The organism is Bombilactobacillus apium (assembly GCF_013385145.1).
GTDB classification, from domain to species: Bacteria; Bacillota; Bacilli; order Lactobacillales; family Lactobacillaceae; genus Bombilactobacillus; species Bombilactobacillus apium.
In genome coordinates this window covers 1-24688 of sequence record NZ_JABZEC010000009.1, presented here as the reverse complement: position 1 = coordinate 24688, position 24688 = coordinate 1, and the positions used below count along the sequence as shown (strand labels likewise).

At 41.3% G+C, this 24688-nt stretch carries 21 protein-coding genes; 1 reads left to right on the top strand and 20 read right to left on the bottom strand.

Annotation, left to right across the window (positions count from 1 at the left end):
- Positions 1 to 2: 2 nt before the first annotated feature.
- The 20 genes from HU830_RS08300 to HU830_RS08205 form a co-directional block, all read right to left on the bottom strand.
- Positions 3 to 146, bottom strand: a complete 144-nt coding sequence (locus tag HU830_RS08300) for a teichoic acid D-Ala incorporation-associated protein DltX (protein WP_324196352.1) — start codon at positions 144 to 146, stop codon at positions 3 to 5.
- Between the two features lie 164 nt (positions 147 to 310).
- Positions 311 to 619: a thioredoxin gene (gene trxA, locus HU830_RS08295; protein ID WP_176943285.1), complete on the bottom strand. Its 309-nt coding sequence runs from the start codon at positions 617 to 619 to the stop codon at positions 311 to 313.
- 60 nt (positions 620 to 679) lie between these two features.
- A complete protein-coding gene (locus HU830_RS08290; protein ID WP_176943284.1) occupies positions 680 to 3034 on the bottom strand; it encodes an endonuclease MutS2 in 2355 nt (784 codons plus the stop codon).
- A 205-nt stretch (positions 3035 to 3239) separates the two neighbouring features.
- A complete protein-coding gene (locus HU830_RS08285) occupies positions 3240 to 3749 on the bottom strand; it encodes a CvpA family protein (protein WP_176943283.1) in 510 nt (169 codons plus the stop codon).
- 30 nt (positions 3750 to 3779) lie between these two features.
- Entirely contained in the window at positions 3780 to 4076 is a 297-nt protein-coding gene (locus HU830_RS08280; RefSeq protein WP_176943282.1) for a DUF1292 domain-containing protein, read from the bottom strand.
- Between the two features lie 10 nt (positions 4077 to 4086).
- The gene (ruvX, locus tag HU830_RS08275; RefSeq protein ID WP_176943281.1) at positions 4087 to 4524 is read right to left on the bottom strand and encodes a Holliday junction resolvase RuvX; all 438 of its coding nucleotides are present in this window, start codon (positions 4522 to 4524) and stop codon (positions 4087 to 4089) included.
- Entirely contained in the window at positions 4521 to 4787 is a 267-nt protein-coding gene (locus HU830_RS08270; protein WP_324196351.1) for an IreB family regulatory phosphoprotein, read from the bottom strand. The genes ruvX and HU830_RS08270 overlap by 4 nt, the downstream gene beginning before the upstream one ends.
- A 106-nt stretch (positions 4788 to 4893) precedes the next feature.
- A complete protein-coding gene (gene alaS / locus HU830_RS08265; RefSeq protein WP_176943280.1) occupies positions 4894 to 7539 on the bottom strand; it encodes an alanine--tRNA ligase in 2646 nt (881 codons plus the stop codon).
- Positions 7540 to 7833: 294 nt separating this feature from the next.
- The gene (locus HU830_RS08260) at positions 7834 to 9180 is read right to left on the bottom strand and encodes a DEAD/DEAH box helicase (protein WP_176943279.1); all 1347 of its coding nucleotides are present in this window, start codon (positions 9178 to 9180) and stop codon (positions 7834 to 7836) included.
- 9 nt (positions 9181 to 9189) lie between these two features.
- Positions 9190 to 10137, bottom strand: a complete 948-nt coding sequence (locus tag HU830_RS08255) for a DHH family phosphoesterase (RefSeq protein ID WP_176943278.1) — start codon at positions 10135 to 10137, stop codon at positions 9190 to 9192.
- Positions 10138 to 10142: 5 nt separating this feature from the next.
- Positions 10143 to 11255 carry a DNA polymerase IV gene (gene dinB / locus HU830_RS08250; RefSeq protein ID WP_176943277.1) on the bottom strand — a complete coding sequence of 371 codons (1113 nt, stop codon included), beginning with the start codon at positions 11253 to 11255 and terminating at the stop codon, positions 10143 to 10145.
- A 10-nt stretch (positions 11256 to 11265) separates the two neighbouring features.
- A complete protein-coding gene (zwf, locus tag HU830_RS08245; protein ID WP_176943276.1) occupies positions 11266 to 12741 on the bottom strand; it encodes a glucose-6-phosphate dehydrogenase in 1476 nt (491 codons plus the stop codon).
- Between the two features lie 102 nt (positions 12742 to 12843).
- Positions 12844 to 13227 carry a preprotein translocase subunit YajC gene (yajC, locus tag HU830_RS08240; protein ID WP_407647504.1) on the bottom strand — a complete coding sequence of 128 codons (384 nt, stop codon included), beginning with the start codon at positions 13225 to 13227 and terminating at the stop codon, positions 12844 to 12846.
- A gap of 111 nt (positions 13228 to 13338) precedes the next feature.
- Positions 13339 to 14481: a tRNA guanosine(34) transglycosylase Tgt gene (gene tgt, locus HU830_RS08235; RefSeq protein WP_176943274.1), complete on the bottom strand. Its 1143-nt coding sequence runs from the start codon at positions 14479 to 14481 to the stop codon at positions 13339 to 13341.
- A 10-nt stretch (positions 14482 to 14491) separates the two neighbouring features.
- Positions 14492 to 15523: a tRNA preQ1(34) S-adenosylmethionine ribosyltransferase-isomerase QueA gene (queA, locus tag HU830_RS08230; protein WP_176943273.1), complete on the bottom strand. Its 1032-nt coding sequence runs from the start codon at positions 15521 to 15523 to the stop codon at positions 14492 to 14494.
- The gene (ruvB, locus tag HU830_RS08225; protein ID WP_176943272.1) at positions 15520 to 16539 is read right to left on the bottom strand and encodes a Holliday junction branch migration DNA helicase RuvB; all 1020 of its coding nucleotides are present in this window, start codon (positions 16537 to 16539) and stop codon (positions 15520 to 15522) included. Before ruvB ends, queA begins: the two co-directional genes overlap by 4 nt.
- A complete protein-coding gene (ruvA, locus tag HU830_RS08220) occupies positions 16540 to 17151 on the bottom strand; it encodes a Holliday junction branch migration protein RuvA (protein WP_176943271.1) in 612 nt (203 codons plus the stop codon).
- Positions 17152 to 17160: 9 nt separating this feature from the next.
- The gene (gene mutL / locus HU830_RS08215; RefSeq protein WP_176943270.1) at positions 17161 to 19026 is read right to left on the bottom strand and encodes a DNA mismatch repair endonuclease MutL; all 1866 of its coding nucleotides are present in this window, start codon (positions 19024 to 19026) and stop codon (positions 17161 to 17163) included.
- 11 nt (positions 19027 to 19037) lie between these two features.
- Positions 19038 to 21641, bottom strand: coding sequence for a DNA mismatch repair protein MutS (gene mutS / locus HU830_RS08210; RefSeq protein ID WP_176943269.1), 2604 nt, complete (start codon positions 21639 to 21641; stop codon positions 19038 to 19040).
- A 25-nt stretch (positions 21642 to 21666) separates the two neighbouring features.
- Positions 21667 to 22452: a TIGR00282 family metallophosphoesterase gene (locus tag HU830_RS08205; RefSeq protein WP_176943268.1), complete on the bottom strand. Its 786-nt coding sequence runs from the start codon at positions 22450 to 22452 to the stop codon at positions 21667 to 21669.
- Positions 22453 to 22664: 212 nt separating this feature from the next.
- On the opposite strand from HU830_RS08205, the gene HU830_RS08200 reads away from it, so the two are divergent.
- Positions 22665 to 24368: a hypothetical protein gene (locus HU830_RS08200; RefSeq protein ID WP_176943267.1), complete on the top strand. Its 1704-nt coding sequence runs from the start codon at positions 22665 to 22667 to the stop codon at positions 24366 to 24368.
- Positions 24369 to 24688 lie beyond the last annotated feature (320 nt).

The window sequence follows — 24688 nt, the reverse complement described above, 5'->3', positions numbered from 1 at the left end:
TTCTAAAATTCATTATAAAGAAACTTGCTATTATTAATACCGGCATAACTGTACAGGTAGATCAAAATCATTAGAATAACAAAATAAAATACCGTCATTCCGATAAAATGAACTACCGGATTCTTCCAAAAAGCTTTCAATTGAATCTCTCCTCTATTACAGTTACAAAATATTCTTCAATTTGATACTTACTTTACCGCAAACAGCGACAATTTCCAAACAATTGTCACAAAAAAAGACTCCCGCCTTAATTTCTGCTTGAGTCTTTATTATAGAATTACCACCGTCAGGGTTCAATTAAATTATCTTCCTAAGAGTGCTTCTCAATGATATTTTTCAACTGGGTTTCGCTTTGATAACCGACCAAAGTCTCCACAACTTGGTCATCTTTTTTTAATAACAAAGTTGGAATTGCTCGAATCCCGAATTGGTTCGGCGTTTCAGGATTAGCATCAACATCCATTTTCAAGAAATGAACATCATCATACTCATCTGCTAACTTCTCAATAACTGGAGCTTGCATACGACAAGGACCACACCAAGTAGCCCAAAAATCAACTAGGACCAATCCTTGGGCCGACATTTCTTTAAAATTCTGATCAGTTACAGTTTCAATCATTGGCTCATCTCCTTTAAAAATAACTCCACTATTATAAAGAACTTTCTTCTTAATTACCAGCTAGCCTAATTCGACAATCGTGGCTCCTTGACCGCCAGCACTGGCTGGGGCATAACTAAACCGACGGACATGATGGTTTTGCCGCAAATATTTCTGAACCCCCTTGCGGATTACTCCGGTCCCAAAGCCATGAATAATAGTGACTTGATCATAACCTGCTAGAAGAGCGGAATCTAAATAACGATCTAATTCGGCCATCGCGGCCTCATAGCGCTCTCCCCGGAGATCTAATTGTAATGGTATCCGACTTTGTGCTCGTTGTCGAGAGACAGATCTTTGTTGCGGTTCGGGAGCTGTTGACTTAACCTTGGTTAACTGTTGGGGATCTAGCCGCATTTTTAAAATTCCCAGTTGAACCTCAAATTGTCCTTTTTTATCCCGGCCAACAATCGTTCCTTCTTGGTCATAAGCATCAACGTGAACCGTATCTCCAACCCGCAATTGTTGCTTACGTTTTTCACGCCGTAAAACTTTATTTTGTTGTAATTGTCGTTGTTGATGTAAATTTTTTAAAGTCGTTTGGGCTTTAATCAATTGATCATCTTTAACTGCCGCTTGTCCTTGCTGCCAATGGCGCAATTGCTCAATAATTGTCGTCGCTTCAGTTTGTGTTTTCTTAAGCAATTGATTAGCTTGGGCTTTAGCTTGATCCAAAATCTGTTCTTGTTGCTGGTTTAGTTGTTCTTGCTGTATGGTTAATTGCTCTCGTTGAACAGCTAAAGTTTGATTTTGCGACTGATATTGTTGATACTGTTGTTCATAATTTTTGCGTTGGGCTTCTAGATCCTGAATCATGACATTTAGGTCTTGACTCGTCCCCTCTTGGAGATTCCGGGCCCGCTGGACTACTTGGGAGTTCATCCCCAAACGTTCGGCAATATCAAAGGCATTACTACTTCCCGGAATTCCTAATAAGAAGCGATAAGTCGGTTGTAAAGATTGTAAATCAAACTCCATGGAAGCATTAATTGTCTGGGGATAATTATAAGCAAAAATCTTTAATTCAGGATAATGGGTGGTGACCATCAAATCACAATTACTTTGACTAATCTGCTCAATTAAAGCCATCGCCAAAGCGGCCCCCTCTTGAGGATCAGTCCCAGCACCTAATTCATCTAACAAAACTAGACTAGTCGCTTTTAAATTACCCATAATAGCAATAATTTTATCCATGTGGGAAGAAAAAGTACTCAAGTTTTGCTCGATTGATTGTTCATCACCGATATCCGCAAAAATGTCCGTAAAAACAGCTACTTGACTAGTTTCTGCAACCGGCAAAAAGAGCCCCGATTGCGCCATTAGTTCTAAGAGACCGACGGTTTTGAGGGTAATTGTTTTCCCACCGGTATTGGGACCGGTAATAATAATATTGCGATAATTGAAGCCCAATTCAATCGTATTAGCCACCACTTGATCAGCCTGAATTAAGGGATGGCGGGCTTTTAGAAGTCGTACTTGATTTTGGGTATTGAGTTGCGGTTCGGTGGCCTGCAATTGCAAAGCATACCGGGTCTTAGCATTAACGAAATCGAAGTGTCCCAACAACCAACAATCTTCTTGTAATTCAGTTTGGTAAGGTCGTAAAAGATCACTTAATTCTGCCAAGAGCCGCTCAGTAATTTGTTTTTCTTGAGCCTGATGAGTTTGAATGGAATTATTAAGTTCCAAAACACCTTGAGGTTCGACATAGACTGTTTGTCCACTAGCACTTTGGTCATGAACTACTCCGCCAAAATGGTGCCGAGCTTCCGCTTTTACCGGCAAAACTAAACGGTTATCACGGACCGTAATTAAAGTCTCTGTCAAATACTTGGCATTTCTGCCACGCAAATAAGACTCCATTCGCTCGCGAACATGCTGCTGATCGAGGCGTAAAGTTTGACGAATCTGTTTTAATTGTTCCGAAGCCGTGTCTAATAATTGGCCACTTTGATCAACCGATTGTTGCAATCTTTCATTCAAAGTGGGTAAAGTAACCAATCGTTGATTAAAATAATTTAAGCGGCGGAGGTGAATTCCGGTTGTGGACAATTCCGTGAAAAAGTCCCGCATTTGGTTGGTACTTTGTAAAACTAGACTCAAATGATACAATTCAGTGCCATTCAAATTGGCTTGCATTCCTAGGCGCTTTAATTCACCCATGATATCGGGAATAATCATGACCGGCAAGCTTTGCCCGAGACGGTCTAATTCCATTCCATCAGCAGTCTCATCCAACCAGCGTTGAACCTGATCTTGCCGAGTACTGGGTTTCAGCGCCGTTAGTTGCTGCGCTCCTGGTGCCGTAATTAAAAATTGCGCTAGAGCGGTTTTAATTTTGGAATATTCTAAAGTTTCTAAAATGGTCGGATTCATCTTTTATCCTTCTATAACATAATAAAAATGTATGACAAAAGACAGGAGAAAACGGGTACAACTAATGAGACTCCGAATGAAAATAAACTTTTCATTCGGAGTCTTCGTGGATTAGACGGAATCTTCTGTCTCTAAAAATAGCTATTCCTCAAAACCTTTTGGCAGAGCAACTCAGCTATCTAATTTCTAGGAAAAACCTGGTCGCTTAACTTGATATCAGCCCGATTGAAGTCTTGATCATAAAAGTTGCAACCCAAGAGTGACTGAGAATATTCTGTAAACCCGCCACAGGAACTAAGGCCAAGATACTCAAGATGAGCGTCAGAAAAATATAATTACAACCAAAAGCTACGACACCACCGCCCCATTTTTGGATCTGCTTTTCTAAGGGGTAAAATGTCAAATCGTGCCAGTAAGCTCCAATTAAACGGGTCACCGCCCAGCCAAGGAGAAGAATGAACAGTAAGGCCACCATTTGATAAAACAGGGCTTCCAAAAAATTGGTAGAAATTTGCGGTTTAAAAAAAGCAAAATAACTTTCCGGTGAAGCTGAAGGATAAGGGACCAATAGATAAAGTTTGGTGCCTAAAAAGCTAGATAACCAAATTGCTAGTCCCAGACTGATTGTGTAACCAGCAGTGTAGACAGCTTGCATGACCAAACCGCGTCTAGTGCCAATATAAACCCCATAAATTAAAATTAATAGAATAAGCATACTAACATCCTAATCTTGCCTTTAAATTAATTACTCACCATCGGTTGCGGAAAAAGTATTCAATACTTCTTGGACCATATCCCATTCAGCATCATCAGTAATTGGCTCTAAATCACCCGCCAAGACGGTATCATCGGCTGCTGGTTGAAAGCTGAAAGCTTGGATTTCAATTTCTTCATCATCTTCATCCGCTGCCCGATATAACAAGACGTAGGATTTACCATAGTCTTCTGACTCAAAAGTGAATAAAATATTATAAGTTTCCTCGTGTCCTTGATCATCACTTAAAACTACGGTTTGATCATTGGGTTTTGGTTTCTCTGTCATAAAGACTCCTTTAATTATTTTTTGCTTGGTAAGACGCGCGATCCAAATAGCTCTGTAAAATCATCACTGCTGCTAATTCATCAATAACTTTGTGTCTTTTTTGCCGAGAAATATCGGCTTCTTCAATTAACATCCGTTCCGCTTGAACGGTGGTCAGACGTTCATCAATAAAATCAACTGGCAACTCGAAGAAATCGGTAACCATTTTCCCATAAGCTTGGGATTTTTCAGCTCTTTCACCCAAACTGTTGTCCATATTTTTGGGTAAACCAACTACAAATTTCTCAACTTGGTATTGATCGACAAGTTCCGCCAAGCGATCCAAGCCAAAGTCAGCCTGATCCTCATTAATTCGAATAATCTCTACCCCTTGAGCAGTCCAGCCCAAAAGGTCGCTCACGGCAATTCCGACCGTCCTAGAACCAACATCTAATCCCATTAATCTCAAGAATGGTTATCCTCCGTCTTTAAATAAGAACGAACCAATTCTTCAATAATTTCATCGCGTTCGTGCTTTAAAATCAAATTTCGCGCATCATTATACCGCGGAATATAGGCGGGATCCCCTGATAACAAATATCCTACTATTTGATTAATTGGATTATAGCCCTTTTCCTCTAATGCCTGATAAACCCCCTGCAAGGTATCTCGAATATCTTGACGACGACTATCATTAAAGTCAAAACTCATTGTATTATCTAACAAACTCACAAGCTACACCCCTCTTCTCAATTAATCATACTCAAAAACGTAGTCTAGCACTATTACAATTTAGTGACAAATTTTGTGCCAGTCTTTTTATCAATCCTAAAAGAGTTTACTCTGCTGCGGCAATTAAAGTATGTGCTTTTTGTAAAGCTTCTTGCAAGCCGGCAGCATTTTTACCACCTGCTTGAGCCAAATCAGCTCGGCCACCGCCACCGCCGGCAATTGCCGGAGCAATGGCTTTAATTAAACTATTAGCTTGTAATTCAGCCACTTGAACTTTTGGATTCACAGCAACTAACAAGTTGGCTTTCGTGCCTAACTTAGCTCCTAAAACTAAAATATCAGAGCTGGCTTTTTGTTTCCAAGTATCTGCAATTTGCCGGAGTTCATTCATATTTGAAGCGGAAACAATCGCGGTTACCAAACGGTAATTACCTACGGTCTCAACTTGATCTAATAAAGAACTAGCTTGTTGTTGAGCCGCTTGGGCCTGTAATTCTTGTAATTGCTTTTGGCTGGTCTTTAATTCTGTCTCTAGTTGAACTACCTTGTCCAAGAGTCCTTGAGCTTGCGGAACTTTCAATTCTTGTTGGACCGCAGTTAAATACTGTCCTTGTTCTTCATAATATTGGAAAGCAGCTTGACTGGTAACCGCGGTGATTCTCCGAACTCCAGCTCCAACAGCCGTTTCCGCTGTAATCTTGAAGATTCCAATTTCCGCTGTATTTTGAACATGAGTTCCCCCGCAAAGCTCTAGTGAGAAGTCACTAATCTTGACGACGCGGACTTGATCGCCATATTTATTATCAAATAAGGCGATTGCGCCCATTTTTTTGGCGGTTTCCAGATCAGTTTCAATAGTTTCAACCGGAATCTCCTGCCAAATTTGTTCATTAACCAATTGCTCAATTTGTTGTAACTGTTCGGGGGTTACTTTTTCCAAACTTGTAAAGTCAAAACGCAAGTAATCTGGTTCAACTAATGAGCCAGCTTGATGAGTATGCTCGCCCAAAATATTGCGCAGAGCCTGATCTAACAAGTGTGTTGCCGTATGATTTCGCCGAACTTTTTTCCGAAAATCGGCATCGATAGCTAAAGTATAGCGCTCACCGACTGTTAAGGGAGCTTGGACTTGCAAAGAATGCAAGTTTTGGCCATTAGGAGCATGCTGAACGTCTACCACCTGAGCAACAAGGGTTCCATCACTAGCCAAGATCTGTCCTAAATCACCCACTTGACCACCCATTTCGGCATAAAATGGTGTTTGATCAAAAATCACCTGTGCTGAACCGGTCGTTACTTGATCGACTTGGGCATCAGCGACAATAATATTCTGTAACTGAGCTCCTGCAACTTCTAAATGATCGTAACCCACAAATTGGCTCGGGGTTTTGATATCCATCAATAATTCATCTTGTGATCCCATGGACTGCCGGTCCCCCCGCGCCTTCCGGGCCCGGTCTTTTTGGGCTTGCATTTGGGCGTCAAAGCCAGCTTGATCAACTGTTAAACCAGCTTCTCCAGCAGACTCAACTGTTAATTCATAAGGGAAACCATAGGTGTCAAAGAGTTTAAAGGCGACATCTCCCTGCAAAACCGTCTGTTTTTGTGCCTTAACTTGGTCAATTTCCGCTTTTAGTAAGGCTAAACCTTCATTTAGGGTTTCCGAAAAACGTTCTTCTTCCGTCGCAATAACTTTTGCAATGAAATCTTTTTGTTGTAAAACTTCCGGATAGTAGCTCTCCATAATCTGACCAACTATGGGCACTAATTGGGCTAAGAAGGAACCTTGAATCCCTAACTTCCGACCATTTAGGCTGGCCCGCCGAATTAAGCGGCGCAAAACATAGCCGCGACCCTCATTAGAAGGCAAAGCGCCATCACCAATCGCAAAAGTTACTGCTCGAGCATGGTCAGCAATAATCTTAAAGGCAATATCATCATCTTTGTCTACACCATAAGTCTTCTGGGCACTGAGTTTTTCCGTCGCCTGAATAATCGGCAAGAATAAGTCAGTTTCAAAGTTGGTTGGTGCATCTTGAATTACGGAAACAATTCGTTCTAAGCCCATTCCCGTATCAATATTCTTATGCGGTTGATCGACAAAGCGGCCATCCGGTAAATGATTAAATTGAGAAAAGACTAAATTCCAAATTTCCAAATAACGAGCATTTTCCCCACCAGGGTAATTTTCTGGATCATCAAGGGCAACATCATTATTTTCTTGACCACGGTCATAAAAAATTTCTGAATCGGGACCACTAGGACCAACCCCAATATCCCAAAAGTTATCTTCTAAGCGGTAAATATGACTCGGATCAACTCCCTGCTTAATCCAGCAATTATAGGCGGTTTCATCTTTGGGATAAATAGTCATATATAACTTTTCTGGGTCAAAATCTAACCATTGGGGACTAGTTAAAAATTCCCAAGCATAGGCTACCGCTTGATCCTTAAAATAATCTCCCACAGAAAAGTTTCCTAACATTTCAAAGAAAGTTTGGTGACGAGCCGTATGCCCAACATTTTCAATATCATTAGTCCGAATACTTTTTTGGGCGGAGGTCAGCCGCGGATTTTTCGGAATAATTTCACCATCGAAATATTTCTTCATCGTAGCTACACCGGAATTAATCCACAATAGTGTGGGGTCATCTTTGGGCACTAATGGGGCACTTGGTTCAATTGTATGACCTTTGCTTTTAAAGAAATCCAAAAACATCTGGCGCACAGCGGCGCTACTCATTTGCTTCATTATTCTTCCTCCAACTAAAAACAAAATCGTTGCTTGTCAAGGACGCCCATGCGCGGTACCACCTTGTTTGCAACGATTTTGTCGTTTGCCTCTCAATTATCATTCTCAATTAGCTTCTGGTAGCATTATTAAAGGTTCTCCTAGGCACTCACACCAACTTGCCCTCGCTACACAGAAAAACTTTTTAATAATATATCCTTCATTATCATAATTTTAAATAGTTTAAAAGTCAATCACTTGTTTAGGGCAGCTTCTAGTCCAAAATTGCTAGAACTTCCCCAGTAAATCATTTTTTTAAAAAGAGGAATTTTTCATCCGATTTTTTTTCTTTTGTTGTTGTCGTTGGGCTCGTTGCTCTAACTTTCTTTGGCGTTGTTGTTCACCTTTAATCGCCTGTTTAATTTTCTTGCGGTAACCAGGTTTCTTCTTTTGTTGTTGCTTTTTAACGAGACCCTTGAGTTTAGGATCTAGGGCCTGATTTTTTGCTTGCCGCTGCAAACGACGATCGTGGGGATGATAATCTTGGAGTCCGTGATTCTTAATTTCTTTGGGAGTAAATTTAATTCCTAAATGCTCCAAGTGAGCAATTTGATTTTCTTCATCAGGACCATACAAGGTGACCGCGATTCCCGTCATTTGATTCCGGCCAGTCCGACCGACACGGTGGATAAAGAAATCATCATCGTGCGGAATTTCTGCATTGATCACATGAGAAACTCCGGGTAAATCAATTCCCCGAGCAGCTAAATCAGAAGCAACTACAAATTGATAATCTAGCTGTTCAATTTCGCGCATCGTCCGCCGCCGCTGACGAGCCGACAAGCCCCCATGTAAACAAGCGACTTTGAGTCCTTGCTCGGTTAAATAATGGTAAATTTCTTCTACCGAGCGCCGGGTATTAGCAAAAATTAAAGCTAGATAAGGTTGACCTAAAGTCAAAAAATCATACAAAACAGCTTTTCGATCTCGTCCCTTAGTAAAGAGCGCCCAATTCGTAATTGTCGGAGCAATTAAATGGGGAACTTCCAAGGCGACCATTTTTGGTTGATAGAGATATTTTTTCAAAAATGGCTGGAGCTTTTCGGGAATCGTAGCTGAAAAGACTAAAGTTTGTAAATGTTCGGGCAAGCTACTAGCAATTTGGTCAACATCATGTAGAAAGCCCATATCCAAAGTCATATCGGCCTCATCAACCACGAAACTATGCGCCGTATGGACTAACAAATGGTGATGTTTAATCAAATCTAAGATTCGTCCCGGAGTGCCAATGACTACTTGCGGTTGTTGCTGATGCAAATGTTTAATCTGCTGTTCTTTATCAGTTCCTCCGACATAAAAACCGATTTGAAAAGACGTCGTCTCTAATAGTTGGCGGGCAGCGGTTCGAATCTGATAGGCTAGTTCTCGGCTTGGGGCAGTAATCACTAACTGAACTTCTGTTGTCGCCGTCAATTTGTTAAAAAGTGGCAACAAATAGGCATGAGTTTTCCCACTACCAGTTTGGGCTTGAGCAATAACGTCATGTCCCGCATTCACTAACGGAATCACCCGTTCTTGGACCGGGGTCGGTTTAGTAAAGTTAATCTTAGTTAAGGCTGTTTGTAATGCATCTGTAAAATGATAGTCAGCAAAATGAGCCATAGGTCACCTCTAGTTTTCTTGTTTTTGTAATTGAATTAGAGCTTGAAAAATCTCTTCTAATTCAGCTTCATCTTGAGCATTGGCACCACTAGCCAAAGGGTGTCCTCCACCATCATGTTGGGCGGCCAATTCATTAATCACTGGACCTTGCGAACGTAAGTGAACTCGATAAGTTTGATTTGGTTTTTGAACCCCAATCAACCAACTATGAACTTCTTGTAAACGACCCGGAGTTCCTACAATAGCATGCGCTTGACTAGCGTCTAAGCCTAACTTGGTCAAAACCGCTTGCGAAACCACTAATTTAGCAGCCCCACTAGCATCAATCTGCAAGTTTTCAAAGGCATAGCCCTGCAGACGAGCTTGACTTAAAGTCAATTGTCCCATCTGTTGGTTAATCAAATGGGGCTGAAAATTATAGCTCACCAATTGGGCAGCTAAATGCAAGGTGTGGCTGCTTGTACTAGGGTATAAGAAACGTCCCGTATCGCCAACAATTCCTGTATATAGGGCTTGGGCCACTTCATCGGTTAACTGTAAATTATTGCCCGCCGCATTAATCAAGTCGGCAATAATTTCTGCACAACTGGAAGCTTCTGTATTTACATAACGCCAATCGCCATAAGGATCAGTATTGGGATGATGATCAATCTTGATAATCTTTTGACCATTTTGATAACGTTGGTCACTAATCCGCGGACGATTAGCCGTATCAACGACAATTACCAGTGCTTGGGGATACAATTCATCCGCCACCTGATCCATCGTCGCAATCCAGTCCAAATCACCCACCCCTTCGCCGGCCATTAAAACCGTCTTTTCCGGATAAGTAGTTTGAATGCTTCGGGCTAATCCCAATTGAGAACCCAAGGCATCTGGATCCGGGTTTTGGTGACGGTGAATAATAATCTGGGATGCTTTTTGAATTTGCTCGATAATTTCACCAAAAGTATTCATAAGAATCACTCCTCAAATAAATTGATTTCTGTAAAACTTTGCGGTTGTAAATTAGTGACCGTAATTCCTAACAGGCGTAAAGGTTGTTCTCGCAAATCCAAGGTCTGCAGAATTTCTTGAACGACGGCTAAAATTGCCGGAGCAGTTTGTAAAAATTTAGTCTGAGTTTGGCGTCGAGTCCAAGTTACAAACTCCACCGTCCGCACTTTTAAAATTACCGTTTTTCCATGTAAGTGTTTGTTTTGTAAGACTTCAGCCACTTGATCAGCTAACTCTTGCAGAATTTTTTGGATTTCACCTTCTGCAAAAACTGGGCGATTAAAAGTCCGCTCTTTACCAATCGATTTTCTCGTTCTTTGAGCTTGCACAGGGCGATTATCTACTCCCCGAATCCGTTGATACAAAGAATAGCCCACACTTCCCCAATGTTGGACCAAAAAATCCAAACTCAAACTCTGTAAGTCGCGCACCGTTTTTAAATTTAAATCGGCTAATTGCTCTTGCATTTTTTTACCAATACCATGCAGACGGGCCACCGGTAGCGGAGCCAAAAATTGACTAGCTTGATTACTAGGAACCACGGTTAAGCCAAAGGGTTTAGCATAATTTGACGCCATTTTGGCTAAAAACATATTGTAGGAAACCCCAATAGAACAAGTTAGTTGCAACTTACGTAAAACGGTTCGTTGAATTAAGAGTCCTAGCTGGACCGGATCAGCTTGACCTAAATTATTTTGAGTCACATCTAGATAAGCTTCATCTAGAGCTACAGGTTCCCAAATTGGCGTGACTTGATTAAAAATCTCATGGACCTGTTCAGAAACTTGCCGATACAAGGAGAAATCCGGTGGTTTAAATAGTAGTTTTGCGGCGGGGATTTGTTCCAAAGCTTTAATAGCCGGCATTCCCGAACCTACACCGTACTTGCGAGCTTGATAGTTAGCGGTCGTAATTACTCCATGGCCGTTGTGCTGTCGCGGATCAGGAGCTACGACTAAAGCTTTTTGACGATACGCCGGATGATCTCTTTCTTCTACCGAAGCATAGAAAGCATCCATATCGACATGTAAAATTTGGCGGTCATCGTGAACAACTAAAGGTAATTCCAGAAAACTCATCGCTAATCACTTAACCATTCCAAATCCAAGCATGGCCATCTTGCTCTAAAAGTTCATTGCTAGCCTGGGGACCGAAACTATTGCTGTAATAGTTCGGAAAGTCGACTGCAGTCTGATCCCAAGTTTGCCGAATTTGGTCAATAAATTTCCAAGTTGCGGCTTGTTCTTGCCAGTTCGTGAAATTAGTCTGATCTCCCAATAAGACATCAATCAATAACTTTTCGTAAGCCTCTTGTGAGTTAGCTAAGGCATCTTCGGAGTGTTGGAAAGTTAAGGTCTCAAGATAATTTTTTAGACCAGAACCGGGATGAGTAGTATTCAAACTAATTCGCAGTTCTTGTTGGGGCTCAATGATCAAAGTTAAGACAGTTGCTTCCGGATCCACGGGTTGTTTTTGATAATCCGCAAAAATATTTTCAGCTTGTGCTTTTAAAACTAAATCGATCCGAGTTACTTTTTGATGGAGGCGCTTGCCCGTGCGCACATAGAAAGGTACTCCCTGCCAACGAGGATCATCTAACAAGATTTTTCCGGCAACAAAGGTCTCGGTTTGTGAATCATCGGCGACATTGTCGGCCTGACGATAAGCCAATTGACGGCCGCGACTATCCTGATCGTATTGTCCCCGCACAAAATTTGTTGCTACTTGGTCAGGAGTATAGTTGGGCAGACATTGAAAAATCTTTTCTTTTTGTTCATGAACCGCAGCCGAAGTAAAGGCTTGGGGACGATCCATCGCTAATAGTCCTAGAATCTGTAAAGTGTGATTCTGAACCATATCCCGTAAAGCTCCAGCCGATTCATAGTAGCCAGCTCGTTCACCAACTCCCAAAGTCTCTGCCAGAGTAATTTGGACATTACTAATGTAGTTTTTATTCCAAATAGCTTCCAACAAGGGATTAGTGAAGCGCAAAACGGGAATAGCTTGCACCATTTCCTTACCTAAATAATGATCAATCCGATAAATCTGTTCTTCCTTAAAGGTAGCATTAATGCAATCATTCAACTCTTTAGCACTCGCAAGATCTTTACCAAAAGGCTTTTCAATCACAAGCCGATTATAACCTTTTTCATTTAATAGCTGCTCCGAATTTAAATGCTGGGCCACCGTTCCAAAAAAGCGTGGAGCAATTGCCATATAGAAGATTTGATTATTGCCAGCCTGATACTCTTCATTTAACTGTTGGGCCAATTGCCGTAAAGCAACATAATGTTTTGAGTCATTAACATCGTGAGACTGATAGTAAAAATGCTCCACAAAACTAGCAATCTGAGCCTGGTCACCCAGATCACTTTCGACTGCATCCATCACTGTTTGCCGAAAATAAGCGTGACTCCAAGGTCTTCGTGCGGTTCCAATAACCGCAAAATGTTTCCGCAAGTAACCTTTTAAATATAATTTAAATAAAGCCGGGTAAAGTTTACGATGAGCCAAGTCACCTGAACCGCCAAAAATAATAAAAACTGCACGTTGTTCTTGTGCCATTTCTTAATCTCCTCCACCTCTTGTAAGACATCTAAATTCTTGCAAGAAAACTTATCTCCTCTAGACAAATTATATAAAAAAACGATTGTCTTTCACAATCGTTTACTTTTCGGAATCATCAGTTGGAGTTGTTTCAGCTGGAGAAGCTTCACTTTCTGGCGTTAGGGTCTTAGTCGCCTCTACTTCAGGCTTGTCTTCAGTTTTTACTGGCGTCGACGTTGCCGGTTGGCTGACCGCCCGGATTGCCGAACGACTAAAGGTTAGATAAATCCCATCACAATCCAAAACTACAGTTTGATCAGCATCGTTCATGGAATCAATAGTTCCGTGTAAGCCACCAATGGTAACTACCGGATCCCCAACTTTAATTGCATTCAACATTTGCTTGCGTTTTTCTTGTTGCTTTTTTTGGGGACGAATCATGGTGAAGTACATCAAGCCAATCATCAAGACAAAAAAGATCAATACGGTATAATTACCGCCCATCCCACCACTTGCTGCTAATAAATTCAATTCAGCCACCTCAATTAGAAAATTTTAAATTTAAATCTACTGTTTTTTATTTTAACAAAAAACTTACTTAAAAGCAGGCTTTAGCTAAAAGTTTTTTGCGTCCTTTTGATCAAAACCGTACTGTTCAAAAACCTGAGCCCGCAAATCTAAGAGACTATCTTCCCGAATTGCTTGCCGAATTTGGCGCATTAAGTCTAATAAATAATATAAATTATGGTAACTCGTTAAATGAATTCCAAAAGTTTCATTAACTTGCAAAAGATGACGGATATAAGCGCGCGTATAATTACGACAAGCATAACAGCCACAATTGGGATCCAGAGGTCCAAAATCATGAGCGTATTTAGCATTTTTAACTACTAATCGACCTTGAGAAGTCATACAGGTTCCATTGCGGGCAATTCGCGTCGGTAAAACACAGTCAAACATGTCAATTCCACGAATAACCCCATCCAACAAGGAATCGGCTGTTCCCACGCCCATTAAATAACGCGGTTTTGTCTCTGGCAACAATGGAACCGTGAAGTCTAAGACATGATTCATTTCTGACTTCGATTCTCCAACTGATAAACCACCAATTGAATAACCCGCAAAATCCATCCCCACTAAATCCCGGGCACTTTCTTGCCGTAAATCTTGATAGCCACCACCTTGGACAATCCCAAACAAACCTTGCCTTTGTGGGTTCCGATGGGCCGCTAAGCCCCGTTCGGCCCAGCGAGAAGTTCGGGCAATGGATTTCTTTAAATAATCATATGATTCATAAAAAGGCGGACACTCATCTAAACTCATCATAATGTCTGGTCCGAGGTCATTTTCAATATGAATAGCTTTTTCAGGCGATAAAAACATCGTCTGGCCATCCAAGTGACTCTTAAAAGTAACTCCCTCTTCACTAATTCCCCGTCTCTTGGCTAGAGAAAATACCTGGAAGCCACCAGAATCGGTTAAAATCCCCTGATCCCAGTTCATGAATTGATGCAAACCACCCGCTTCCTTGACTAAAGGTGAGCCGGGACGGAGCCAAAGATGATAGGTATTGGCCAAGATAATGCTGGCGCCCATTGTTTTTAATTCTTCCGGGGCCATCGTCTTCACGGAAGCTTGCGTGCCCACAGGCATAAAAATAGGAGTTTCAAAAGTCCCATGGGGAGTAGTAATTTCTCCCAAGCGAGCTCCAGTATGTTTTTCTTTTTTAATTAAGCGATATTTGATTGCTTGTTCCATAAGTCCCTCATTATTCAATAAACATAGCATCACCAAAACTAAAGAAACGATAACGTTCCTCAACTGCATGTTGGTAAGCCTGTAAAATATTTTCGCGTCCGGTAAAAGAAGCGACCAGCATCACTAAAGTTGATTTGGGCAAATGGAAGTTGGTAATAAAATGATCCACAACTTTCCATTGATAGCCCGGTTTAATAAAAATATCCGTCCAACCACTATCGGCTTGAATCTGACCCCCAAACTTCGTCCCAATTGTTTCTAAAGTTCTAATTGAAGTTGTTCCCGTGGCTACAATCTTGCCTCCGTGGGCTCGAACTGCATTTAATTGGGCGGCGGCTTGTTCGTTTAAACGATAAAATTCACTGTGCATCTTGTGTTCCTCAATATTTGTTTCGGAAACCGGACGGAAAGTTCCGAGTCCAACATGCAGCGTCAAGTAAACCAACTGAACGCCCTTGACTTGAACTTTTTCCAATAATTCCGGGGTCCAATGAAGGCCTGCCGTTGGCGCAGCAGCGGAACCATCTTCTTTAGCATAAACAGTTTGATAACGATCGGGATCCGCTAACTTTTCTTTGATATAAGGCGGTAATGGCGTCTCTCCAAGTTCCTCTAAAATTTCCAAAAAGATTCCTTGGTACTCAAAGCGAACCATCCGCCCACCATGATCCAGTTCACTGGTCACTACACAACGCAAACGTCTATCACCGAACTCGACTACCGTTCCCACTGGGGCCCGGCGTGCGGGTTTCATCAAGACTTCCCAATTATCACCTTCAGTGTTATTTAACAATAAGACTTCCAAGTGCGCTTGGGTCTTCTCCTTCACCCCATATAAACGTGCCGGTAAAACGCGGGTATTATTCATGACTAAAGCATCACCCGGATTTAAATAATCAATAACATTATAAAAGTGGCGATCTTGATAGGCTCCCGTAACATGATCTAAGACTAATAAACGGGATTGATCCCGTTGCTTTAAGGGCGTCTGGGCAATCAATTCCGTTGGTAAATCATAATCAAATTCATCTAAAGTTGTCATTTAGTTTCTTCTTTCTGCGGTGGGGTCAGGCCTAAATGTTGATAAGCTTTATTGGTGACCATCCGTCCTCGCACCGTTCGTTTTAAAAATCCTTGTTGCAGTAAATAAGGCTCATAAACAGCTTCCACAGTTTCTTGTTCTTCACCAATATTCACGGCCATCGTTTTTAGTCCCAAGGGCCCCCCTTGATACAAATCAATCATCATCTGCAGAAGCTTGCGATCACCCGAATTTAAACCGGCACTATCAACCTGTAACTGATCTAAGGTCTTTTGTACTAAAGCAGCTTGGATGCGATCTTGATCAGCCACTTGGGCAAAATCGCGTACGCGTTTCAATAAACGATTGGCAACCCGAGGTGTCCCTCGAGACCGCCGCGCTAAAGCATGCGCAGCTTCTGGTTCAATTTCAACTTGTAAAACATCTGCCGAGCGTAGAATAATTTGCGTCAAATCGGCTTCATCATAGTAAATCAAATGTTCCACAATGCCAAAACGTTCCCGTAAAGGAGCCGATAATTGCCCCGCTTGAGTGGTCGCCCCAATTAAAGTAAATGGTGGTAAAGGATAATGGATTGCGTGCGCTTGAGCCCCTTGGCCGACAACAATATCAATGAAAAAATCTTCCATCGCCGAATACAAAATTTCTTCGATATTCTTGGGCAAGCGATGAATTTCATCAATAAATAAAACATCCCCGGCCTGTAGTTCACTCAAAATAGCGACTAAATCACCCGCTTTTTCAATTGAAGGACCAGTGGTTGAACGCAAATTGACCCCCAATTCGTTGGCGATCACCAAAGCTAAAGTGGTTTTTCCTAGCCCTGGTGGGCCATATAGTAAAACGTGGTCGAGAGCTTCTTCTCTTTTTTGAGCCGCCTTAATGTAAACTTGTAACTCATACTTAATCCGTTCTTGGCCAATATATTGACGGAAAAATTGGGGACGTAAAGACTTTTCCACAGCTTGTTCTTGGTCATCTAAAACAGAATCATTTGTTAAATCTTGCGAATCCACCTAGCGACCTCCTTCCTGCAATAATTGCAAGCCAGCGCGAACATAACTACCAGCATCCGCTAAGTCTTGTTCAGCCAGTGAACCAGCGATTTTTTGTACCGCCTTTTGACTATAACCTAAAGCCACTAAGGCCTCTAAGCCATCCTGTAATTGAAGATTTTTCTTAGTATTGGGACTAGCGGACGTAAATAAAGTCGTGGCCCCCATCTCTAATTGCTTCTCTGGTAATTTATCGCGTAAATCTAAAATAATCTGTTGCGCAGTCTTTTTCCCAACTCCCGGAAATTGGGTCAAGAACTTGGCATCATCATTGACAATCGCCGTGATTAGCGGCTGATGATCATTATCGGCCAAAATAGCCAAAGCACTCTTAGGGCCAATTCCGGAAACCGTTGTTAAAAGTTGGAATAACTGTTTCTCTGTTAAATCATAAAATCCATACAAAGATTGTTCATTTTCACGAATAATCTGTTCAACGTAGATCGTTAACTCTTCTTGCGGTTGATAACGCTGCGGATTAGCTACCACCACTCGATAGCCAATTCCCGCCACTTCAACTACCACATAAGTCGGGCCTAAAAAAGTCACTACTCCTTTTAAATATTCAAACATCTAGTTACCTCATTTTCTAGTCTGAGCTTGATGGGGATCTTGAATCCGTTTAAAGGCCTTCTGGAGATCATGGTCACTAAAATGAATCAAAGTCGGTCGCCCATGAGGACAATTATAGGGATTATGGGCTTGGGCTAATTGATCTAAAACAGCTTGAGCCTGTTGTCGGTCCAAGGGATCGTGGGCCCTGATTGACAATTTACAACTCATCTGTCGTGCTGTCTGTTCCCGAAACTCGGCCAGACTAACGCTTCCCTGCTGCAAAACCATTTCAATTAAATTACGAATTAAATTTTCCGCTTGAGCTTCTGGAATCCAAGTCGGATAACTGGTCACCACAAAACTATTTTGACCAAAAATAGCAATCCCAATTCCTAAAGCTTGCAAATTGTCCAACTGTTCAGTAATTAAATTCGTTTCGGAATTGGCATAATCAAGAATCAAGGGGACCAACAATTGTTGCTGATCCGGGCTAGTATTTCCTAGTTGTGGACGAATTTTTTCATAGTTAACTCTTTCTTGGGCGGCGTGTTGATCGACCAAATAAAAACCATCACTGCTTTCCGCAAGCAAATAAGTCGCGTGGATCTGGGCGACAAATTGTAATTGAGGAAAAGCTTCCAATGTGGCTTCTTGGACTTGAGTTTCTTTATTTTGCAGAGCTATTCCGCGCTCATTTTGAAGGCGTTGATCCCAGCTTTGTAAATGATTCGGATCTTCAAAAATCGGCGTCAAAACAACAGCTCCCGGAAGTTCCCAACTAGAGGGGATTTTTGCGGAAGTTGGCTCGGCAATCTGTTGCTGGACAGGGGCCTTAGTCTCGATAGTTGTTGCGGTTGACTTAGCTAGAGCAGCTTGAAAACCGACCGCTTTAGCTGACCGCAGCAAGTTACTTTGGCCTAATCCTTGCCCAATCGCCGCGGTTAAAGTCTCGGCTAAGAGCGATTCTTTACTAAAACGAACTTCTCTTTTGGTTGGATGAACGTTAACATCCACTAAAATCGGATCTAACTTAATGTTCACTACCGCGAGGGGAAAGCGGCCCACCATTAATTTCGTCCCATAGCCGGCCAATAAAGCTTGCACTAATTGGTAATTAACAATATACCGACCGTTGACTAGTAAAGAAATATATTTGCGGTTGGCCCGAGTTTCCTGGGGTAAAGAAGTATAGCCCCAAACCTGAAAATCGGCACTTTCTTGTTTAAAAGACACCATTTGTTGGGCAGCCTTACGACCATAAATCCCAGCTAAAGCCTGCTGCAATTGACCATTACCCGAAGTTTTCAATAAATCCTTTTTTTCCGTTCGCAAAGTAAAAGCAATTTGCGGATGGGCTAAAGCTAAACGATTGACAATATCAATTACCCGATTTAACTCGGTATTGACGGTCTTCAAATACTTCAAGCGCGCTGGCGTATTGTAAAATAAATCGGCTACGACTACGGTAGTTCCTTGACTAGCTGCCAGATCAACTAAGGACTCCTGCTGACCACCAGCAATTTTGATCTGGGTTCCGTGGGCTCCATCACTACTGGTCGTTAAAGTTACTTGCGCAACCGCCGCAATACTGGCGAGCGCTTCCCCGCGAAAACCCAAAGTCCGCACTTGAAAGAGATCTTGGCTCGTGGTGATTTTACTAGTCGTATGCGCTTGGAAGGCTAAAGTGACTTGCTCAGCCGCGATTCCTTGACCATTATCTCGAACCCTAATTGATTTTATCCCGGCTTCTTGAACTTGAATATCAATTTGACTAGCTTGGGCATCAATCGCATTTTCAACCAATTCCTTAACTACCGAAGCTGGACGTTCAATCACTTCTCCCGCAGCAATTTGGTTACTTAAAGTGGGTGATAACTGATGAATTTGCGCCATCTTAATCCCCCTTAATCAGAAATTTCATCTTGAATCTTATCTAAGAAGTTCAGGGCATCTAGTGGGGTCATTTTTAATAAGTTTGCTTCCTGGACTTGTTGAACAATTTCTTGGGCTCGTGTCGGTGAAGCACTAGCAAATAATGACAGTTGTTCTTCTGCCGGCACTGGAGTAACTTCTGATTCTTGAATTTTAGGGACCGGTGAGACCGGTTCAGAACTGACAGCTGACGGTACTGTCTCTTGTTCGAGGCCAGTTAGAACCTCCTGGGCCCGATCCAAAACTAAATTCGGTAAACCAGCCAGTTGAGCGACATGAATCCCGTAAGATTTATCCGCGGGACCAGCGAGAACCTTATGCAAAAAGACTAATTGTCCGCCTTCTTCGGTCGCATCCACATGGACATTTTTCACGGCAGGAAATTGGTCCGCTAAAGCCGTCAATTCATGATAATGAGTGGAAAAGAGCGTCTTAGCATGAACTTTGGCCTGCAGATATTCCACAATCGCTTGCGCTAGGGCCAACCCATCATAGGTTGCTGTTCCCCGCCCAATCTCATCAAAAATAATCAAGGAGTGGCTGGTTGCATGCTGTAAAGCATCATTAGCTTCCATCATCTCCACCATGAAAGTTGAATTACCAGCAATCAAATCATCAGCCGCGCCAATTCGGGTAAAGATATGATCAAATAGTGGCAAGCGAGCTGATTCTGCCGGAACAAAACAACCTACTTGGGCCATAATCGCGATCAAAGCCAATTGCCGCATATAGGTACTCTTCCCAGACATATTGGGACCGGTAATCAACAAGACATCGGTAGCCGGATCCATGGAAACATCGTTGGGGATATAGGCTTGCTTACCGAGGACTTTTTCCACCACGGGATGGCGGCCTTGTTTAATTTGAACTTCAGCGTCTTTAGTAAATTCCGGCCGGACATAATGATACTGCTCACTAATCGTACAGAAACCTTGTAAAACATCTAATTGGGCTAAAGTATGCGCCAAAGTTTGTAATTCTTGAATTTTAGTTTTGACTTGATCCCGAATTTCATTAAATAAATGATACTCCAACAAGGTCGACTGTTCTTCAGCTTCTAAAATTAAATGTTCTTTTTCCTTTAATTCTGGCGTGATATAACGCTCGGCATTAGCTAAAGTTTGTTTCCGTTGGTAACGATCCGAGGGAACTTGATCTTTATTCGCATTGGTGACTTCAATATAGTAACCAAAAACCCGATTAAAACCAATTTTCAAATTCTTGATTCCCGTTACTTCTTGCTCATGAACTTGCATCTGCGCAAGCCAAGTCTTCCCTTGACTCATCGCCGCCCGATATTGGTCTAGTTGTTGATTATAGCCATCTTGAATCAAATGACCATCTGTGACTGAAATTGGCGGATCATCGACAACTGCCGTGGTAATCAAATCATGAACCTCTTGACAATCAGGGACTTGTTCCAATAAATCATCGATTAAAGGGGTCTGCAAATCACGGAGCACGGCTTTAATCTTTGGCACTTGCTCTAAAGAAGTCGCTAACTGAATTAAATCCCGGCCGTTAACCGTTCCCAAAGCGATTCGTCCCGCCAAACGTTCGAGATCATAGACCTTAATTAAATAATCCTGCAAAGAACTTCTTTGAAAATAATTATCCAAAAATAATTGAATCAAATCTTGGCGCCATTTTAATTGCTGCCGATCCAAAAGGGGGCGTTGTAACCACTGTTTCAATAAACGACTACCCATCGCGGTCTTTGTCGCGTCCAAAAGCCAAGCCAGAGTTCCCTTTTTTTCACCCGTGCGCAAGGAACGAAATAACTCCAAATTATTATGGGCATTATGGTCCATCTGTAGATATTGTTGCGCTTCATATTCTTGCGCAACTTGTAAATGGCCTAAATCTCTTTTTTGCGTTTCTACTAGATAAGAAATTAAAACTTGGACCGCTTGTTTTTGTTCCCCTTGGGTCAGATTTTGCGCGACAAAACTAACTTCCGAATATTCTTGTTGGGGTTTTTCAACCGAAACTAAGATACCTAATTTTTTAATTTCCGGGGTAATTTTCTCAGCCACGTCAAAATCCATGACGATTTCTTTACTCCGTAAATTTAGAAGCTCATTTTGGACAGCTGCTAAATCAGGAAGACTCGTTACAGCAACTTCTCCAGTCGCCAAATCCGTATAGGCAAAGCCATAGTTTTTCTCAGTAGTCGCTAAAGCTGCCAAATAATTATTATCTTTACTTTGATTAGGCTTAACTTCCAGATTAGTTCCGGGGGTCACCAGTTTAATAATTCCCCGTTTGACCATCCCTTCAGCTTCCTTGGGATTCTCCAGTTGTTCACAAATTGCGACCTTGTAGCCTTTATCAACCAAAACTGCCACATAACTATCAGCAGCATGATGAGGGACTCCACACATCGGAATCGGTTCAGGAGCATTCTTATTGCGGGCAGTTAGAGTTAATTCCAAAATTTGCGAACCCTTGATAGCATCATCATAAAATAATTCGTAAAAATCCCCAATCCGGTAAAATAAAAAAGCATCAGGATAATCTTTCTTGATACTCAAATATTGTTGCATCATGGGAGTAGTCTTAGTTTTTTGTGGCATAAATTTCTTCACTCCTCTTAATAAACTACTCTAGCAGAGGGCGATCAGGATTAACCTGCCCCACTTGAATTTTATTTTTATGTTCTAAGTCAATAGTACAGAAATTAATTTGGGGACGACCTTGATCGTCGATTTCATAACGCGTAGGCCGTTGGGTCAAGAAGCGTTGGACACTACTTTGGGCTTTAACCCCCAAAATTCCATCATAGGATCCTGTCATTCCCACATCGGTTAAGAAGGCTGTTCCTCGGGGAAGAGTATGGGCATCATTAGTTTGCACATGGGTATGGGTTCCCACTAAAGCAGAAATCCGCCCATCAAGATAATGAGCCAAAGCTCCCTTCTCACTAGTCGTTTCCGCGTGAAAATCAACAAAGACTTTGGCTTGGGCTGGAACTTTTTTTAATAAACGATCGGCGGCGGTAAAGGGATCATCAATAGCTTGCATCAAAGCTCGTCCTTGTAAATTAAGCACCGCTAATTGCTCTGCATTCACTTGCTTAATTACTAAACCGCTCCCCGGGGTCTGTGAACCCGGATAGTTGGCAGGACGCAAGAGATTATCGTTTTCCTGCAATAGTTCTTGTACTTCAAACTTATCCCAAGCATGATTGCCTAAAGTCACTAAATCAGCACCAGCGTGTAAAAGAGCTTTGAACTGCTTTTCCTTAATTCCCCGACCTTGATCGGCATTTTCACCATTAACAATGGTCACTTGCGGATGATACTTAGTTTTGAGCAGGGGTAAATACTGGGTAATGGCCTGCATTCCAATTTCGCCCATCACATCACCAACAAATAAGATTCGCATAACTATCTCCTGTCTCAAATTTGCAATTAAAATTCTTATTCAATCTAGTTTTATTCTATATAATTAAGAGTATGATTTAAGTTCTTCAACAAATCAAGATGAGAGGAGCTCCAGAATGAAATTTTTTTGGATTTGCCCTCGGATTTTGCTAAAAAATAATATAAAATAAGCGTAATCCAAATTAATTTAGATTATATTCCAAGGGGAGAGTTATGAACTCAAAATTACTGCATAAGCGCTGGTTAGTTGGTCTAATCTACTTGGTTCTCGCGCTAGCCTTTAATTATATTTATTTACGATATAAAAGTTTATTTATTGGTCAAGATAGTTATTTTCATATTAGTCGAATTAACGAAATGTTGCATTGGAAATTGACCCAGTTTCCTTATTTATCAACAGCTACCCAAGGCCATGTTGGTGATCAAATTGCCTTATTTTATCCCAATTATTTACTTTACCCCTTAGCTGCTTTAATTAAAGTCTTGGGTCATCCAATTTTTTGCGTTTACCTATACGTCACAATCATGAGCTTGATTACTGCTTTAATTACCGATTATGCCACCTATTCAATTACCAAAAGCCGTAGCCAAAGTTTCTTAATGGCTACTATCTATACCTTTTCCTTTTTCCGGCTCTTAAACTTCTATGCCCGGTTTGATTTCGGCGAATTTTTGGCCATAACCTTTTTACCTCTGACCTTTGCTGGTTTTTATCATCTTTTAAAAGATGGTTCACATCGTTGGCAATTAATTTGGGGGATGACCGGATTAATCTATACCCATACTATGACCACAGCAATTACAGGGGTTATTCTCGTTGGAATATTAATCGTTTATTTAATTTTTCACTTCCGTAAATCTCTTGTTACTCTTAAGAATTTATTAATCGCCAGCTTATGGACCGGAGGCTTAACAGCGGCTTTCATTCTTCCTTTAATTTGGCACTCACACTATACAATCAGCGGTATTCAAGCTACTTACTGGCAAGTAGATCATGTTTTCAGTAGTACTTGGGATGAACTTTTTAATTCTGTTTTAGCTAATGATCCTACAATTGTTTACTCTCCCGGAACATTCTCCGTAATTGTCGGCTTGATCAGTATTTTAATTTTGGTAGTTCGCTGGCGTCACCTTTCGACCATCTATAAATATAGTCTCTGTTGCGCCCTAATCTTCTTGTGGATGATTACACCCCTTTTTCCTTGGTCCTTATTTGACCATACCCCTGTTCTTGTAATCCAATTATCCTTACGTTTTTGTTCCTTCTATGTTTTATTTGCTAGTCTGCTAATTTCTTACGTTGGTGCTCAGGCTTTTTCAGTTCATATTATCCACAAATTCCTAGTTCCTTTTCTCAGTATTTTGTCAATTCTGTTGGCTCTTGGTTCAGTCCAAAATACGGCCAATCAAAGGTTCACTAAGGAACAAAAATATTTACAAAATGATCTCTTCTTTACCCCAGATAAAATTCCTGAAGCAAATAATGTTCCCGACTATTTTCCTAAAGTTGCTAGCAAATACCAAGCAGATCTTACAGATCTTAGGAACTCAACGGCTTATATTAATGGACATCCCAAAACTCTATACGGAACTCCTGCTAGCAATCAAATGACTTATCAAGTCAAAACACATTCTAAACAGAATACGATTGATCTTCCTTTCCTAAATTACGGCACCAATAACTATTCTGTTACTAATAACGGTCACCAAGTTTCAGCACAATTTTCTCATCGAGGCACTTTTAAAATTAATACTACTAGTCCAAATAATAAAATTGTCATTCGTTATCAGCCGAACTTCATCGACCGTTATGCAAAATATCTTTCTCTGTTGATCTTATTATTAGCCCTTCTCGTTGGCGTCTTTCACGCTCGAGTTCGGTCCAAAAATTATCGCCATGAATATCATCACTCTTAAAGTTCTTTGAGAAATCACAATTTAAACTAACTTTTGATGCTGCTGGAAATAATTTTCTCAGCATCTTTTTTATTATCCTCTTTGAATTTGAAACCAATTAAGATTACCTCGATTTATTCTAAATCTCTATGGTCCTAAAACCAAATTCTAACTCCCAGCCCATTCCTTCATTTTTCAATTTCAAAATTCATTTATACCCACAATCAGAACTACCCGTCAAACAGGTAGTTTGCTCTAGGGCTGTAAGCCCTATATCTCAAGGCGCTGGCTTTTGCCATGCATTTGCCACTTTTGTTGACCGCTTTAAGCGGTCTTGTTAC